The organism is Flavobacterium sp. KACC 22758, from assembly GCF_028736135.1.
Classification (GTDB): Bacteria; Bacteroidota; Bacteroidia; order Flavobacteriales; family Flavobacteriaceae; genus Flavobacterium; species Flavobacterium johnsoniae.
The window spans coordinates 4,670,800-4,686,730 of the sequence record NZ_CP117878.1 but is presented as its reverse complement, the minus strand read 5'-3'; the positions used below and the strand labels follow the sequence as shown (position 1 = coordinate 4,686,730).

The 15,931-nt window shown below is 33.2% G+C and carries 19 protein-coding genes and 1 tRNA gene; 6 read left to right on the top strand and 14 right to left on the bottom strand.

Translation table 11 applies throughout. From position 1 onward, the window contains the following. Window positions 1–2: 2 nt before the first annotated feature. The 7 genes from PQ462_RS19775 to PQ462_RS19745 all read right to left on the bottom strand — a co-directional run bounded on the left by PQ462_RS19775 (window position 3) and on the right by PQ462_RS19745 (window position 3,985). A complete protein-coding gene (locus PQ462_RS19775; RefSeq protein WP_044047378.1) occupies window positions 3–212 on the bottom strand; it encodes a hypothetical protein in 210 nt (69 codons plus the stop codon). 46 nt (window positions 213–258) lie between these two features. After that, window positions 259–780 carry an RNA polymerase sigma factor gene (locus PQ462_RS19770; RefSeq protein ID WP_274251269.1) on the bottom strand — a complete coding sequence of 174 codons (522 nt, stop codon included), beginning with the start codon at window positions 778–780 and terminating at the stop codon, window positions 259–261. A 235-nt stretch (window positions 781–1,015) separates the two neighbouring features. Beyond that, a complete protein-coding gene (locus tag PQ462_RS19765) occupies window positions 1,016–1,498 on the bottom strand; it encodes a GNAT family N-acetyltransferase (protein ID WP_274251268.1) in 483 nt (160 codons plus the stop codon). A gap of 6 nt (window positions 1,499–1,504) precedes the next feature. Continuing rightward, entirely contained in the window at window positions 1,505–2,923 is a 1,419-nt protein-coding gene (locus PQ462_RS19760; protein WP_274251267.1) for an aminotransferase-like domain-containing protein, read from the bottom strand. 18 nt (window positions 2,924–2,941) lie between these two features. Next, a complete protein-coding gene (locus tag PQ462_RS19755) occupies window positions 2,942–3,310 on the bottom strand; it encodes a hypothetical protein (RefSeq protein WP_274251266.1) in 369 nt (122 codons plus the stop codon). Between the two features lie 205 nt (window positions 3,311–3,515). Next, the gene (locus PQ462_RS19750; protein WP_274251265.1) at window positions 3,516–3,773 is read right to left on the bottom strand and encodes a hypothetical protein; all 258 of its coding nucleotides are present in this window, start codon (window positions 3,771–3,773) and stop codon (window positions 3,516–3,518) included. A 135-nt stretch (window positions 3,774–3,908) separates the two neighbouring features. Next, window positions 3,909–3,985: transfer RNA gene (locus PQ462_RS19745), tRNA-Met, on the bottom strand. 150 nt (window positions 3,986–4,135) lie between these two features. Between PQ462_RS19745 and PQ462_RS19740 the strand changes: the two genes are divergently transcribed. After that, window positions 4,136–4,528 (top strand): START-like domain-containing protein, encoded by a 393-nt coding sequence (locus PQ462_RS19740; RefSeq protein ID WP_012022252.1) that lies wholly within the window; start codon window positions 4,136–4,138, stop codon window positions 4,526–4,528. A 54-nt stretch (window positions 4,529–4,582) separates the two neighbouring features. Next, window positions 4,583–5,419: an aminotransferase class IV gene (locus PQ462_RS19735; protein ID WP_274251264.1), complete on the top strand. Its 837-nt coding sequence runs from the start codon at window positions 4,583–4,585 to the stop codon at window positions 5,417–5,419. On the opposite strand, the gene PQ462_RS19730 is transcribed toward PQ462_RS19735, so the two are convergent. From PQ462_RS19730 to PQ462_RS19700, 7 genes are all read right to left on the bottom strand, one after another. Further along, window positions 5,416–5,976, bottom strand: coding sequence for a YqgE/AlgH family protein (locus PQ462_RS19730; RefSeq protein WP_044047376.1), 561 nt, complete (start codon window positions 5,974–5,976; stop codon window positions 5,416–5,418). The genes PQ462_RS19735 and PQ462_RS19730 overlap by 4 nt on opposite strands. Before the next feature lie 129 nt (window positions 5,977–6,105). Continuing rightward, window positions 6,106–6,378, bottom strand: coding sequence for an HU family DNA-binding protein (locus PQ462_RS19725; protein WP_012022249.1), 273 nt, complete (start codon window positions 6,376–6,378; stop codon window positions 6,106–6,108). A gap of 180 nt (window positions 6,379–6,558) precedes the next feature. Next, window positions 6,559–7,506: a methionyl-tRNA formyltransferase gene (gene fmt, locus PQ462_RS19720; protein ID WP_274251263.1), complete on the bottom strand. Its 948-nt coding sequence runs from the start codon at window positions 7,504–7,506 to the stop codon at window positions 6,559–6,561. Beyond that, window positions 7,506–9,401, bottom strand: coding sequence for a RecQ family ATP-dependent DNA helicase (locus PQ462_RS19715; protein WP_012022247.1), 1,896 nt, complete (start codon window positions 9,399–9,401; stop codon window positions 7,506–7,508). The genes fmt and PQ462_RS19715 overlap by 1 nt, the downstream gene beginning before the upstream one ends. A gap of 66 nt (window positions 9,402–9,467) precedes the next feature. Then, entirely contained in the window at window positions 9,468–10,001 is a 534-nt protein-coding gene (locus PQ462_RS19710) for an AAA family ATPase (protein ID WP_121360251.1), read from the bottom strand. A gap of 438 nt (window positions 10,002–10,439) precedes the next feature. Then, window positions 10,440–11,228, bottom strand: a complete 789-nt coding sequence (locus PQ462_RS19705; protein ID WP_274251262.1) for a hypothetical protein — start codon at window positions 11,226–11,228, stop codon at window positions 10,440–10,442. Between the two features lie 11 nt (window positions 11,229–11,239). Then, on the bottom strand, window positions 11,240–12,151 hold the full coding sequence (locus PQ462_RS19700; RefSeq protein WP_274251261.1) for an alpha/beta hydrolase family protein: 912 nt from the start codon (window positions 12,149–12,151) through the stop codon (window positions 11,240–11,242). Window positions 12,152–12,413: 262 nt separating this feature from the next. Between PQ462_RS19700 and PQ462_RS19695 the strand changes: the two genes are divergently transcribed. The 4 genes from PQ462_RS19695 to PQ462_RS19680 all read left to right on the top strand — a co-directional run bounded on the left by PQ462_RS19695 (window position 12,414) and on the right by PQ462_RS19680 (window position 15,870). Then, complete coding sequence (locus PQ462_RS19695) at window positions 12,414–12,710, top strand: DUF493 family protein (protein WP_012022243.1); 297 nt, start codon at window positions 12,414–12,416, stop codon at window positions 12,708–12,710. Window positions 12,711–12,713: 3 nt separating this feature from the next. Further along, window positions 12,714–13,430 (top strand): DUF4290 domain-containing protein, encoded by a 717-nt coding sequence (locus PQ462_RS19690; RefSeq protein ID WP_012022242.1) that lies wholly within the window; start codon window positions 12,714–12,716, stop codon window positions 13,428–13,430. 183 nt (window positions 13,431–13,613) lie between these two features. Then, entirely contained in the window at window positions 13,614–14,927 is a 1,314-nt protein-coding gene (gene murA, locus PQ462_RS19685; RefSeq protein ID WP_274251260.1) for a UDP-N-acetylglucosamine 1-carboxyvinyltransferase, read from the top strand. Window positions 14,928–14,991: 64 nt separating this feature from the next. Next, window positions 14,992–15,870, top strand: a complete 879-nt coding sequence (locus PQ462_RS19680) for a cation diffusion facilitator family transporter (protein WP_274251259.1) — start codon at window positions 14,992–14,994, stop codon at window positions 15,868–15,870. The last annotated feature ends 61 nt before the right edge of the window (window positions 15,871–15,931 follow it).

The window sequence follows — 15,931 nt, the reverse complement described above, 5'->3', positions numbered from 1 at the left end:
GGTTAAAGCTTTTTACAATAAAATCCTTGTTTATTAAAAACACCATAAACCACATCCTTAATTTCTCTGTTAGTTTCGATTCTAAGTATTCTTTCGCGATTTTTAAAATCAAAATTTATGATACAATCTGAAATAACAAATTGTAAAAGAACTACAAGCAGACTTGCATCTTTTTTTGTTCTAACATTGGTTTTGTACGCTTCGATATGCATTTTTTGTTCTCGTTTTTATATATAACAAACGAGATCAAAAAAGTTCCTAATGGTTTTCGATTTTTTTTCGAATAAATTTACTGGCGAGATAAATATGATTGGCAATAGTCTTCTCAGAAAGGTCTGTAAGTTCTGCAATCTCCTTATAGCTAAGGTTTTCCAGTTTGTGTAAAGTAAATATTTTTTGTTGCTGCTCAGGAAGCTGATTGATAAAATTGTATAATTTTTCTTTTCTATCCTCAAAAACTCCCAAGTCAGTTTCTTCGTCGGCAATATCAGCTTTATGCGGATCAAGCTGAATTATTTTGCTTTCTCTGTTAACATGATTGATGATGATGTTTTTGCAAATAGTAAATAACTGCTTGTCAAGTAAAACATCTTCGTTAAGAAGTTCTCTTTTGTTATAAAGTCTTAAAAGACTTTCCTGAACAAAGTCTTCAGGAGTAAGAACCGTGAGATTAAATCGTTTGGCAATATTTACCAGTTTGTCGTAGTAATTGAAATACACCTCTTTAAAAGCTGCTTCATTACCTTTTTTTAAACTTAGTATTAATTTTTTATTGTCCATAACGAAAATATCGCGACTAGTTTTGTCTAGTCAAAACTCAATGAGTTCAATATTATTGTACTTAGAAACCGACTATCTAAAATCCTGAATGTAATAAGTTACAAAGAACCGTAATTTAATTTTAAAGTTTGTCGCAGTTAATAAAAAAAGTTACAATCTTACTGAAATTAAAAAACCTTAAATTGATATTTAAGGTTTTTTAAGAATGCGGTTTAAAAAGAAATTTCAGTTTTATTTAAGAATTTAAAGTAAGTAACATTTGAATATCGACTCTGTTATAAGCCGAAGAAATGCCTGTAATTCTTTTAAAACCTAGTTTTTCATATAATTTAATGGCAGGGGTAAGTTTCGTATTGCTTTCCAGATAAATTTTTGAAGCACCTTTTTCTGAAGCCCATTTTATTGCCGATTCTGCCAATAATAATCCAACGCCTTTTCCTTGTGCTTTTGGACTTACGGCCATTTTTGCTAATTCATAATCGTAATTTTTTCCATCACTTTTAATTAAAGCACAGACACCTAAAACTTCCTCATTTAAAACTGCCGAAAATATTTCACCGCCTTTGTTTATAATGTATTCCTCTGCATGATCCAGAGCTTTGATATCATTGGGTTCGACTTCAAAATAATTTGAAATCCATTCTATGTTTAAATCCTTAAAACTTTTTTTATATTTCGATGTATAAGTTAATATTCTAACTTGGTGCTTGTTATTCATAATTTATTAAATACTGTTTTTTATTATACTGCCTAACTTTTTTAAATCAGAGTCTACGCGGTCATTCCATTCTAAAACATACGTTAATCTCATGCAGTTGTTATATTGATTGTACTGCGAAAAAATTCTTCCCGGTGCAAAAACGATTTTTTGGGCTAGGGCAGTGTTGTATAATTCTGTTGTAGAAATTCTTTCATCTAATTCCAGCCACAACATAAAACCGCCTTTTGGCTGTGCTATTTTAGTGTTATCCGGAAAATAAGATTCTACAGCCCGGCTAATCTGAAGATAATTAGCATAAAGCTTATTTCTAAATGTCCTAAGATGATGATCGTAACGCCCATGTTCTAAGAAATCTGCAATAACATCAGAATATAAAGAAGAATTACAAACCGTTTGAACCAGTTTTTGACGTATGATTTTATCTTTAAATTTTCCCGGTGCAATCCATCCAACACGATATCCGGGTGCAAGAGTTTTAGATACAGATCCAATCCATAAAACTAAACCGGCTTCGTCATAAAATTTGCAAGGTTTAGGACGTTCTGAACCAAAATAGAGATTACCGTAAATATCGTCTTCAATTAATGGAACGTTGTATTGTGTAATCAGTTTTACCAGTTCCTGTTTGTTTTCGTCAGGCATTTGAAATCCCATTGGATTGTTGAAATTGGTAACAAAACAGCAGGCTTTTATTTCAGGCAGTACTTTTTTTAAAGCATCGAGATCTAATCCGTACAAAGGATGGGTTGGAATTTCAACTGCTTTTAAACCTAGAGCCTTAATTGCCTGCAGTATTCCAAAATAAGCCGGACTTTCTACAGCAACGCTGTCTCCCGGAGAAGTTACGGCCATAAGCGCATTGTACATGGCATGCATGGCGCCGGAAGTTATTACAAGATCGTCTTCGGTAATTTTTCCTTCCATAACAAGAGCCCATTTTGCAATGGCACGTCGAAGCTCTTCAGATCCCTGAACAGGTTCATAAGCTGTGCCGGCATCACCTCTGTTGCGGACAGCATTGATAATGCCTTTGTTAAGTTTGGCAACAGGAAGGAAATTTTTTCCGGGTAATCCCAATGCAAACTGTGTTACATCTGATTTGTTAATGGTGCCAAAAACTTTATCGATAAGTTCCTCAGGTGTATTCTCTGTTTCATGATTGTTTATGCTGGCAATTGTTGGAAGTGCAGTGGTGCGCTTTGAACTTTTGCTGACATAATAACCCGTTTTGGGACGCGATTCTATAAGTGAACGGCTTTCTAATTCTAAATATGCCTGTTTTATTGTGTTTAAACTAACATTATATAATTTCTGCGCACTTCGTACAGAAGGCAGTTTGCTGCCAAGAACGAGAGTTTCATTGTGAATTTGATCTTCAATTATTTTGGCAATTTTTAAATATAATGTTTCGCGATTTTTCATTTTGCTTTTTATGAGCGTTTAAAAATGTAAAAAATGTAAAAAGTGATCAGTGCTGTGTTTCAGCTGTTGTGCATTATTGAAATTAGCATTTCTTTTTTTCTTCATAAAATTTGAAATGTATTCCTCAAATAGTGTTTTATCTTTATCTGTTAGACTTCCGTCGTCGTAAATTTTATAAACGATTTCATTGTTTGAGTTCAATAATAAACTTGCAAATGAATTGATCTTGTTTTCTTTTTCGGCAAGTAGAAAAGGAATTCCAAAAAGCATTTTACCTTCGGCTTTTACACAATTGTTTTCACTGAAAATGTTTTGTAAAATCTCCATGTCAAATATGTACACTTCTCTAAAAGTTATTTTTTCCTGTAGTAATGCTTTAGATTCCATCTTTTTTTTAGCAAAATTACCACTGCTGTTAATTAGGGTACAGATACAGAAAATGATTTTTTTAAGGGTACAGATAAATTTACTAAAGTTTTTTTGACTACAGGAAAATATTATGCAATAACAATTTATCTTGTTTCAAAAAACGATTAAAAAAGAAAAGCCCTTAAAATATTTAAGGGCTTTTCTTTTTATGTATATCTGCTATTTATTCTCCGGCTTTTAAATTATCAATATCAGAAATCTGATCAAGGATATTAGTTTGGTTAGGAGAAATGTAGTTTTTTGTTTCAGAAGGTGCTTCTTTCTTAAAAAGAAGATCCAGAGCATTATAAAGTTTTAATAAAACATCTTTGTCTTCCTTTGCAATATCTAATGCTGTATTAAAATTAAAAACATAATTATTCGAATTGCGTACTTCTACTTTTATCGTTTTAGATGTGATTTTAAATTTAACTATATCCATATATGACTGCAAATTACAGTTAGTAAAACATTATTTTAAAAGTAGTTATATAAAATGTAAACAACAAATTTAAAAATAATTACAAAGTATTTTAAATAAAAAAACATCACTTTTTAAAGTGATGTTTTTTTTACCTGGTAGCGAGGACGGGAGTTGAACCCGTGACCTCAGGGTTATGAATCCTGCGCTCTAACCAACTGAGCTACCTCGCCTGGATTGCTATCATGAATTCCTGATTGCGGGTGCAAAGATAGAAATAATATTAAAGCTCGCAAGCATATTTTGAAGAAAAAAAAATATTTTTAAAAATGTATTGTTTTTGAACATATATTCTTATATTTCCAAAAAATTTAAAGTAGCACATGGATCCAAAAATACGTTACGAAATAGAGTTTCCGATCAATTCTTCGCCGCAATTATTGTATCAATATATATCAACTCCGTCAGGTTTATCAGAATGGTTTGCTGACAATGTTAACTCAAGAGGAGAATTTTTCACTTTCATTTGGAATGACTCGCAGGAAAAAGCGCGTCTTGCTTCTAAAAAAAGTGGAGAAAAAGTAAAGTTTAAATGGGTAGATGAAAGCAGTAAGGATACTGAATACTTTTTTGAACTGCATATTTTAGTTGATGAATTAACTAAAGATGTTTCTTTGATGGTGGTTGATTTTGCTGAAAAAGAAGAAATAGGAGAGGCTAAACAATTGTGGGAGAATCAAATCTCAGACCTAAAACATCTTATAGGATCTGTTTAGTAAAAGTCTATTTTATGCCTTATATTTGCCCTGAACAAAATTCAGGGTTTTTTTATGATCAATTTTAACGGAAACATTGTAGAGGAAGAAAATTTATTAACTCAAAATCGCGCATTTTTATTTGGTGACGGCGTTTTTGAAACAGTTAAAATAATCAATAATAAAATTCTGTTTCTTGAAGACCATTATTTCAGGCTTATGGCTTCAATGCGTGTTGTGAGAATGGAAATTCCGATGAATTTTACAATGGAACATTTTGAAGAACAGATTTTAAATCTTGTACAGCAAAAAGGAATTTCAGCATCTGCAAGAGCCCGTATCACGGTTTTTAGAAATGATGGAGGTTTGTATCTTCCAAAAACCAATGAAATTTCATATTTGATTCATGCATCGCAGCTGGAAAGCACAGTATATGTTTTAAATACAGATCAGTATGAAGTAGATTTGTATAAAGACTTCTATGTAACAAAACAGCTTTTATCGTCGATTAAAACGACTAATAAGATGATAAATGTAACCGGAAGTATTTTTGCTCACGAAAACGGACTTGCTAATTGTCTTTTGATTAATGATGCAAAAAATGTGGTCGAAGGCCTTCAGGGTAATTTGTTCATGCTGACAGGAAAAAAGCTAATTACACCGCCAATTTCTGAAGGCTGTTTAAATGGAATTATGCGTAAGCAGATTTTAGCCTTAGCAAAGAAAGTAGAAGGCATAGAAGTAGTTGAAGAAATAATTTCGCCGTTTGATCTTCAAAAAGCCGACGAATTATTTCTGACCAATGTAATCATAGGAATACAACCGATAACTAAATATCGAAAAAAAGAGTTTACAAGCAATCTGGCTCATTTATTAGTGCAGAAGCTAAATGAATCCATAACTGAAAATTAATTCAGATATGGATTTTCAGGTGCGTTAGACCAAATAAGATAATCTCCGCCTAGCTCAATAATCTGCTCTTTCCAAAAATGGGTAGTAGATTTTCCGATAATTTTATTTTTATAATTATTATCAGCTATAATCCAGGAGTTTCCTTGCATTTCATTTTCAAGCTGGTTTTCGTCCCAACCGGTATAACCTAAGAAAAAACGAATATTGTTCTTGTTGATCGATCCGTCGTTTATTAAGTCTTTGGTTGATTCGAAATCTCCGCCCCAATAAATTCCGTTTGAAATCTCGACACTATTCGGGATTAAATCCGGGATATTATGAATGAAGTACAGATTATCTTGTTCAACTGGGCCTCCGTTATATATCTTGAAGTTTGCATCAATCTCCGGTATTAAATCATTAATAGTATATTTTAAAGGTTTATTAATGATAAAACCTATTGATCCTTCCTTATTATGGTCTGCTAATAAAATTACCGATCTGTTAAAAGATAAATCTCCAATTATTGAAGGCTCGGCAATAAGCAGGTGTCCTTTTTTTAATTTTTCTGAAATCATACGGCTACAATTTTTATTAAATTTAATCATAAAAAAATTAAAATCACAAAAAAAATCGTTAAACCGCATAAAAAAACCCTCCACAAGGAGGGTTTTAATTATATTATTTAGTTTAGAGAACTTTCTTACTTAGTTCACTGCACCTTCTAATTCAGCTCCAGCTTTGAATTTTACTACATTTTTTGCAGCAATTTTGATAGTTTTTCCTGTTTGAGGATTTCTACCGTCTCTAGCAGCTCTCGCAGATACTGACCAAGATCCGAAACCTACTAATGAAATTCTTCCGCCTTTTTTCAAAGTAGTTCCTACATTTCCTAAAAATGACTCTAAAGCTAATTTTGCCGCAGCTTTTGTAATTCCTGCATCAGCAGCGATAGCATCGATTAATTCTGATTTGTTCATAATAATTAGTTATTAATTGTTGGTTAAAAAAAATTGTTAATACACAAATTTAGTAGGAAATCCGTTGCGTGCAAGTGTTTTCTTTAATTTTAGCAATAATTGTTGATAACTTGCTTTTTTTGTTCATAAAGCATGTTGTTTGTCGATCAAAAAAAGGTACAAACCCCTGTTTTACTGACGTTAATAGACCTTTGCCTCATCAGAAAAAGTTATCCCGTTTAACAATTCTGCCACCTGCATTCTCTTTTTTCCTGGTAATTGTAAACTTAATAACTGTATGAAGCCGTTTTTTATTGCAATTTTAATTTCTTTTTTACCGCTTATTAATTTCCCGGCTTCATAAGAATGGGCTTCTTCAAGCAGTTTGGCTTCATATATTTTGATGTTCAATTCTTCATTTTTATCTTTCAAAAAGCACCACGCTGCAGGATAAGGACTTAAGCCGCGAATAAGATTGTTGATTTCGTCTCCAGATTTCGTCCAGTCGATTTTGCAGTTTTCTTTATTTAGTTTATAAGCTGTTTTGATATCCTCGTTATCTTCCTGAATTGTTGTAATAACATTTCCGTTTTCAATTACTTTTAAAGTATCGATTACAGTTGTGCTTCCTAGGTTCATTAATCGGTCGTGTAGTTGACCTGCATTTTCCGCTGGTTCAATTGCAATTTCTGAATTAAGAATCATTGCTCCGGTGTCAATTTTATCATCAATAAAAAATGTCGTAACGCCGGTTTTGGTTTCGCCATTAATAATTGCCCAGTTAATCGGTGCAGCACCGCGGTAATTTGGCAGCAAAGAAGCATGAAGATTAAAAGTTCCTAAACTTGGCATTTCCCAAACTACTTTTGGCAGCATTCTAAAAGCAACAACAATTTGTAAATTTGCATTCAGTGCTTTTAATTCTGCTAAAAAACTTTCATCTTTTAAATTTGTTGGCTGCAGTAAAGTAAGGTTATTTGCTAAAGCATATTCTTTAACAGCTGAATATTTTATTTTTTGTCCGCGCCCGGCTGGTTTATCTGCTGCTGTAATAACGCCCACAACATCGTAATTGTTTTTAATGATGGTATCCAAAATGCCGACAGCAAATTCTGGAGTTCCCATAAAAATAATTCGTAATTTTTCCATTATGATTTTAAAGTGTATTTATTGTTCGCTAATATAACGATGTGATTGTTTTCTAATAATTCCTGCAACACCAAAAGAACATCTTTTGCGTCTAATTTAATTTGATTTTGAATTTCGCGCGAAGTTAATGCAGTTGCTTTTAATAAGTGAAGAATTTTATCAGCAATAGAATCAGCTTCTGTGATTTTTCCTTTTTGAGTAATGCAGTAAGAACAAACTCCGCAATTGACCTTAGTTTCTTCTCCAAAATAATCCAAAACCAGTCGGTTTTTACAAGTTTTGTCTTCTTTTATATAATATAATACAGAAGAAAGCTGGTCGCGTTTCAGTTTATTTTGTTTTTCCAGATATTTAGAAACCCTGTTTATTGTCAAATCATCTTCGCGGACTTCATTAAATAAAATAGTCGCGTCGTTATTTTTAGATTTATACTCAATGATCTCTTTCTCTTTTAATTTTTCTAAAAGTGCTGTAACTTGTTCTTCAGAATGATTTGATTTTTTTGCAATAAGTGAGAGATTAAGCGGTGTTTTCATTTCATGAATCCCAGGATAAGTTCTTAAAATTGCCAGAATAATTTCTTCATCATTTGGGTTCAGGCTCATGTATCGAATCACTTCTTTAGATTCGATTAAAAACTGCATTGTAACCTTTTCTGAAAATTCCTGAGACATGGTGATAATGCCTTGCTGATTTAAAAACTGCAGTGCATTATAAGTTTTTAAAGTAGGAAAGTCATATTTATTGCAAAAATGATTCATTTTAAATGAATACGAATCGTCTAAACCTTCACCATAAGCGATTTGAAAATAATTACAAAGTTTAATAAAAATGGTTTTTAAGAACTTCTTGTCTGGTAAAACATTTATAAACTGTTGTTCTGTTTGAGTTGCATCAGAATTATTGAATAATAAAACCGAGAAAGCCTTTTCGCCATTTCGTCCCGCTCGTCCAGATTCCTGATAATAGTTTTCTAAATTTTCAGGTAATTGAGTATGAATAACTGTTTTAACGTTGTCTTTGTCGATTCCCATTCCAAACGCATTGGTTGCAACAATTACCTGCGCTTGTTCCGACATCCACAACTGCATGTTTTTATCTTTTTCCTGAGCCGAAAGTCCGCCGTGATAATACGTTGCTCTAAATCCTAACGATTGTAATTGAGTTGACATATTCAAGCACGATTTTCTGTTTCGTACATATATAATAGACGGCTGTGGATTTTTCTTTAAAATCTGCTCGACGCGATATAATTTGTCTTCAACTTCAAAAACCATGTATGCAATATTCTTTCTTTCAAAAGACTGTTGAAAAAGTTTGGTGTCTTTTAATCCGAGTTCAGTTTTGATGTCTTCCACAACTCTAGGAGTCGCTGTTGCGGTCAAAGCCAAAAAAGGAATTTTAGGGAAGTATTTTTTAAGTTCAGAAATTTTTAAATAAGCAGGTCTAAAATCATGACCCCATTGAGAAACACAATGTGCTTCATCAATGGCAATTAAATTTATAGGAAGATTTTTTATTCGTTCTAAAATCCAGTCTGATTGTAGACGTTCCGGAGAAAGATAAAGGAATTTATAATTCCCGAATTGGCAGTTATCCAGCAGGTCAATAATTTCTTCTGTATGAATACCTCCTGTAAGAGCAATGGCCTTAATATCTCTTTTTTGCAGATTCGCCACCTGATCTTTCATCAAAGCAATCAAAGGCGAAATAACCAGGCAGATTCCTTCACGCATCATCGCCGGAACCTGAAAACAAATTGATTTCCCGCCTCCGGTTGGCAGCAGTGCAAAAGTGTCCTGACCTTCTAAAACCGAATCGATAATTTCTTTTTGTAACGGTCTAAAACTGGAGTGTTTCCAGTATTTTAAAAGAATTTCCTGCGCGTCCAGCATGGCCTTTGTTTTAAAGTTAAAAATTTAGAAAAACAGTTTCTAGTTTTGCAACTTTAAAACCGGCTGCTAAATTTTGTCTAAGATATAAAGAATTCTGTTTTCAACCGTGTCTTTTGGAACCTCAATTAAATCGTAACCGTATTTTTTATAGGTCTCGATTAGATGTTTTTGGATTTCTAATGCCTGATCAAAATTTTCGTAACGTTCTGTGTCGCTTTGATAAATTTCTTCCCACGGTGGTAAAATAAAAGTTTTAGAATATTTATAGTCCTCACAAGCTTTTATAAAATGTTCAGGATATTCATCGCCAATATAATCCATGTAAGCGACAACATCTGGAATACCGCGGTCAATAAAAACTACGTTGTCAGGTTCTTCTTTGGCATTTTTAAACTGCTGAATACGGCCTTCTAGCAGCATTTCGCTAAACAATAAAGGCTGTTCTAAGAACAATTGCTCGATGCCTCTTTTTTGGGCTTCAAGTGTAACTTCTCTGGAAATTTCGGGGTAGCAGCAATAGCCTCGAGCTACTAATTCGTTTATAAGTGTAGATTTTCCTGTACCAGGACCGCCAAGTAGGACTATGATTTCTTTTTGCACTATTCTAAAAATAAAGCGCAAATTTACCTAAACTTATTCATAATTAAAAAGAATATTTATCAAGAGCGAAAGATTTTGCATTTTTAGTAAAAATTGGTTCCTGCTGTATGCTGCAATCTTTTGCTTTTTAAAGGAAAAAGCAAAAGGATTTCCGCTTCCATCAGGGCTGGAAGGGAGAGATGGTTTTGTTTTTGGAGTTCTTTAAAAAAAAATAATTTTAAAAAAGTCCCAGCGGGACGACATATTTATAGAAAAATTATGCATTATAAATAAAAGCTCCAGCGGAGCGATATATTTATATGTATCGCTCCGCTGGAGCTTTTTGATATTCGAAATATGAATTTCTATAAATATTTTGCTCCGCTGGAGCAATTTCTGAAATTAAAAATAGGAACAGTAAGAATTTATTTAGGATAGTTGTAGATTTTAGCCAAATATTTATGCCCTTCCTGCAATATGTAAATCAGAATAACTACGATTCGTTAAGTTGATTTTTAAATTAATATTGCAATTTCCGCCGTCACTCATATCTATTAAATCGTATTTAAAAGTGTCTTTAGTTGAAAAATCATTGCAATAACAACTTATCCAGACTTCTTTTTCTTGTTTTTTATTTATTACAACGATACATTGTTTAATGTAGTGATTGATATTTTTGAGTTTTGTATTATTTTCTTTAAAACATTTTTTTAAAATTTGATCAGTTTCAATTAATTCACTTTGTTGTAGATCGTAAGGTTTAATAGTATTTGGTTCATAATTGTAGTATATTGGACTATGAACTTCTTGGTTAAAACTAAAAAATGCGTAATCGCTATATTTTTTAAGGTCCAATTTGTTTTTTGTATGAAATAGATTTTTCGTAATTTCTATTTTTAATGCTGATTTGTCATTAATGAATTCAATGAAATTGTTTTTAATTACTGCTTTTTCGCTTCTTCGATCAAATTTAAATTCAAATGGCTTAAAATATACTGTGTCATTTTTAACGAAACAATGACCTGTAAATTTTTCAAATTTCTCATAATCAGGTTCTTTTTTCGTTATTGTAAAAACATAAGTGCTGTCAGAAAAGAACTGAAATTTTAAACTAGTTTTTCCATAAAAATTATAATTGTTTACAGCGCAAATCTGTTCGATTTTTGTTGTTGATTTTTTAGCGTTCTCGTTTTTACATTGAGTATTTAAACCTAAAACAATTAATGATAATATGATGTGTTTTTTCATAATCTAGTTTTTTACTCACAAAACAAATACTTCCCAGAACTTTTTTCTTTTTTAGAAGGCATAATCAAATGCGATTGAAATTTCTTTCCTTCCAAAATATCATTTACAAAATCCAGAACATATTGCTGTCCTTCGTGAAAAAGATAACCTGAGAATTCATGTCCGCCTCCGCAGAACGTAATCAGTTCGATGTCTTTATGTAAATCCTGCATGTGATTGTAAACAGCATAAGAGCCAAACAAAATCAGCCAGCCCGAAGCATTTGTTGGGCAGGAGCGGTGCGAACCTGCGCTGTAAGGAACCGTATCATCATTGCTTCCGTGTGCTAATAACATCGGAATTGCTTTTTCTTTGGTAATCAAATTAATGTCCTGAATTGCTCCCGAACCTCCAATGAAACCAGTATATTTAAAGTTTTCTGGTAAATTATTTTTATATAAATTCATGAGTTTATAATCCCAGAATGAAGCATGAAAACCAATTTCGGCACCGGCGCTAATTCCTGAAATAAAGATTTTTGAAGTGTCAAGATTGAATTTATCGGCATTTTCAATTAAATAAGAAGTTGCCTGCCACATATCGCTCACACCAATCTGGATTGCTTTTATTTTTTCGGTTAAAGTTCCTTTGCATCCAAAATCTTTTCCTTTCATGTATAAACTGTATGATATACTCGCAACGGCATAACCGTTTTGTGCCATAAATTTTCCGAACTCTTTTTCGCTGGTGCGCTCTCCTCCGGAAAATCCGCCTCCAAAAGCAAACATAATCAACGGGATTTTTTCTCCGGCTTTTTTCTTTGGCAGATATAAATCTAAATCTAGTTTTAAAGTGTCGTTTTGAAAATAAGTAAGGGTTTTAACTTCCTGTGCCTGAATATTGTTGATTATAAGTGCAATAAAAAGTAAAAGGATTTTTTTCATTGTAATGTGGTTTTAATCTCGAAAAGAAAGCCGATAAGCTTTGCGTCTTCGAGGCTTTGTGGGCAAATTTCGCAGTAATGTTTTCTCAAATATAAGCGTAAATTTTACAAAGAAATAATCTTGGATTGCTTTTTTCTCTGCACCTTTGTGCCTTTATAACTTTGCTCCTTTAAAACAAAGTTTTAAGCCTAAAAAAAATCTAAAATCTAAACTTAAAAGTCTAAAATCAAAACCGTATATTTGCGTTTATTTTTAATTACGAATGGAGAACGATAACGAAAAAAATACAGCCGAATTTTACGAAAGATTAAAAGTTGAACTTGATAACGCAAATACTTGGCCGGCAGAATACTTGTACAAATTTATTGTGCCTTCTGTAGCTGATAATGTGGAGCGTGTCGAAAAAGCTTTTGACAGAATGGGAGCGGTTATTAAAACAACAAAATCTAAAACCGGTAAATTTACCAGTGTTTCTATAGATGTTACCATGCACAGCTCAGACGAGGTGATTGCTAAATACAAAGAAGTATCTACAATTGAAGGTATAGTTTCATTATAACTTATGATCGAAAAATATAAAAAAGAAGTCGCAAACGACGTTGTTTTTAATTTAGAATATAATTCTGAAAGACAGCGTTTGATTATTCCGGAGTATGGTCGTCATTTACAAAAACTGATCGATCAGGCTACTGCAATCGAAGATGATGAAACACGCAACAAAGCAGCGAAATACATCATTCAGGTTATGGGAAGCTTAAATCCGCATTTGCGTGACGTGCCGGATTTTCAGCATAAATTATGGGATCAGCTTTTTATCATGTCTGATTTCAAATTAAATGTTGAATCTCCATATCCAATCCCGTCAAGAGATGTTTTGCAGTTAAAACCAGAAACTTTGCAATATCCGCAGAATTTTCCAAAATACAGGTTTTATGGCAACAATATCAAATACATGATTGATGTTGCCAATAAATGGGAAGAAGGCGAAATGAAAAATGCATTGGTAATGGTTATTGCCAATCATATGAAAAAATCTTTCCTGAGCTGGAACAAAGACACTGTAAAAGATGATGTGATTTTTGAACATTTATACGAATTGTCTGGAGGAAAAATCAACTTACTGCACAGCACAGAAGAGCTTTTAAATACGACAGATTTAATGCGTACCAACAAACGTGTTTCAAACAAAACAGCTGTGGGCGGACAGGCTAAAATTCAAAACAATAAAAATAATAAAGGAGGTCAAAAAAAGACTTTTCAAAAAAACAATCAAAAGTAAAAAAGGTAGTGAGGCGAAGCTTCTAAACTGCTAAGTTTTTTTACTTAGATACTTAAAAAATAAACAAAAACAAAAATAGAAAAAGCTGCTAAGCTGCTAAGTTTCTAAGACGCTAAGTTTTTTTACTTAGAATCTTAGGATCTCAGAACCTTAGAAACTTTAAAAGAACCTTAACAAAGATCTATGGGAATTTTTAAAATCGAAGGAGGGACACCTCTAAAAGGAGAAATCACTCCACAAGGAGCAAAGAATGAGGCATTACAAATTTTATGTGCCGTGCTGCTGACAGGAGAGAAAGTGAAAATTAATAACATTCCTGATATTATAGACATCAATAAATTAATCACTTTGTTGGGTAATTTAGGGGTTAAAATTCAACGTAATGAGCCGGGATCGATTACTTTTCAGGCAGATGAAGTAAACGTTGGATACTTAGAAACTGAAGCTTTCAAGAAAGAAGGCGGAGCACTTCGTGGTTCTATTATGATTGTTGGACCGCTTTTGGCCCGTTATGGAAAAGGATATATCCCAAAACCAGGAGGAGACAAAATTGGACGTCGTAGATTAGATACGCATTTTGAAGGATTTATTAATCTTGGTGCAAAATTCAGATACAATAGAGAAGATCACTTTTATGGAGTAGAATCTCCAAAAGAAGGACTTAAAGGAACAGATATGCTTCTTGATGAAGCTTCTGTAACAGGAACTGCAAATATTGTAATGGCTGCGGTTTTAGCAAATGGAACAACAACTGTTTACAATGCAGCCTGCGAACCTTACTTACAGCAATTGTGTAAAATGCTGAACTCAATGGGAGCAAAAATCACTGGAGTTGGTTCTAACTTGTTAACTATTGAAGGTGTTGAAAGTCTTGGAGGATGCGAGCATACAATTTTACCGGATATGATCGAAATTGGTTCTTGGATTGGTCTTGCAGCTATGACAAAAAGCGAAATTACGATCAAAAATGTAAGCTGGGAAAACCTAGGTTTGATTCCAAATACATTTAGAAAATTAGGTATTACAATCGAAAAACGTAACGACGATATTTATATTCCTGCTCACAAAGACGGATATGAAGTAAAAACAGATATCGACGGGTCGATCTTAACAATTGCCGATGCACCATGGCCGGGATTTACTCCTGACTTGTTAAGTATTGTTTTAGTTGTGGCAACACAGGCAAAAGGTGATGTTTTAATTCACCAAAAAATGTTTGAAAGCCGTTTGTTCTTCGTGGATAAATTAATCGATATGGGAGCAAAAATTATGTTATGTGATCCGCATAGAGCTGTGGTTATGGGACATAATTTCGAATCTCAATTAAAAGCAACAACAATGTCATCTCCTGATATTCGTGCAGGAATTTCATTATTGATTGCGGCGCTTTCTGCAAAAGGAACAAGCACAATTCAAAATATCGAACAAATTGACCGTGGATACGAGCGTATTGACGAGCGTTTGAGAGCTATCGGTGCAAAAATCGTGAGAGCTTAAAAAAGTTAGCTGCGAATTCACGAATTAACTAATTCATGAATTCGCGGTGAAAAAAATAGTCTAAATGACAAACGAACAAAAAGCTGTAAAAGCTACTATTTTTAGTATAATAGGAAATACCTGCCTGGCCCTTATAAAAGGTCTCGCAGGTTTTTTTGGCAATTCATACGCCTTGATTGCAGACGCGATTGAATCGACTACGGATATATTTTCGTCTTGTTTGGTTTTATTCGGAATTAAATATTCTAATAAACCCGCAGATGAAAACCATCCGTATGGTCATGGTCGTGCAGAACCTTTAATTACTTTTTTGGTAGTTGGGTTTTTAATTACTTCGGCAACCATTATTGGTTACGAAAGTATTTCCAATATCAGTACTTCTCACGATTTACCAAAATCATGGACGTTGTATGTTTTAGGCGCAATTATAATCTGGAAAGAATATTCGTTTCGTGTTGTAATGAAACGAAGCAAACAAACAAACAGTTCTTCTTTAGCGGCCGATGCATGGCACCATCGCAGCGATGCCATAACTTCTGTTGCGGCATTTGTTGGAATTTCGATTGCTTTGTTTATGGGAAAAGGTTACGAATCTGCAGATGACTGGGCGGCACTTTTTGCAGCATTTTTTATCTTGTATAACAGCTACAAAATTTTCAGGCCTGCACTTGGTGAAATCATGGATGAAAACCTAAACGATGATTTAGTAGAAGAAATTCGCGTTGTATCCTTAAAGGTTCCCGGAATTCTTGGAACTGAAAAATGTTTCATCAGAAAAGCCGGAATGCGTTACCATGTTGATCTTCACGCTATAGTTTCGGCTAAAATTTCGGTAAAAGAAGGACATGATTTGTCACATAAATTACAGGATACTTTAAAAGAACAAATTCCGCAGTTAGGAAATGTTTTGATACACATTGAACCGGATGATTATCATTGCTAGAGATCCTAAGGTTCTGAGATGCTAAGATTCTAAGCTTTTTTCTTTGCCAAAGTTTTTAAAC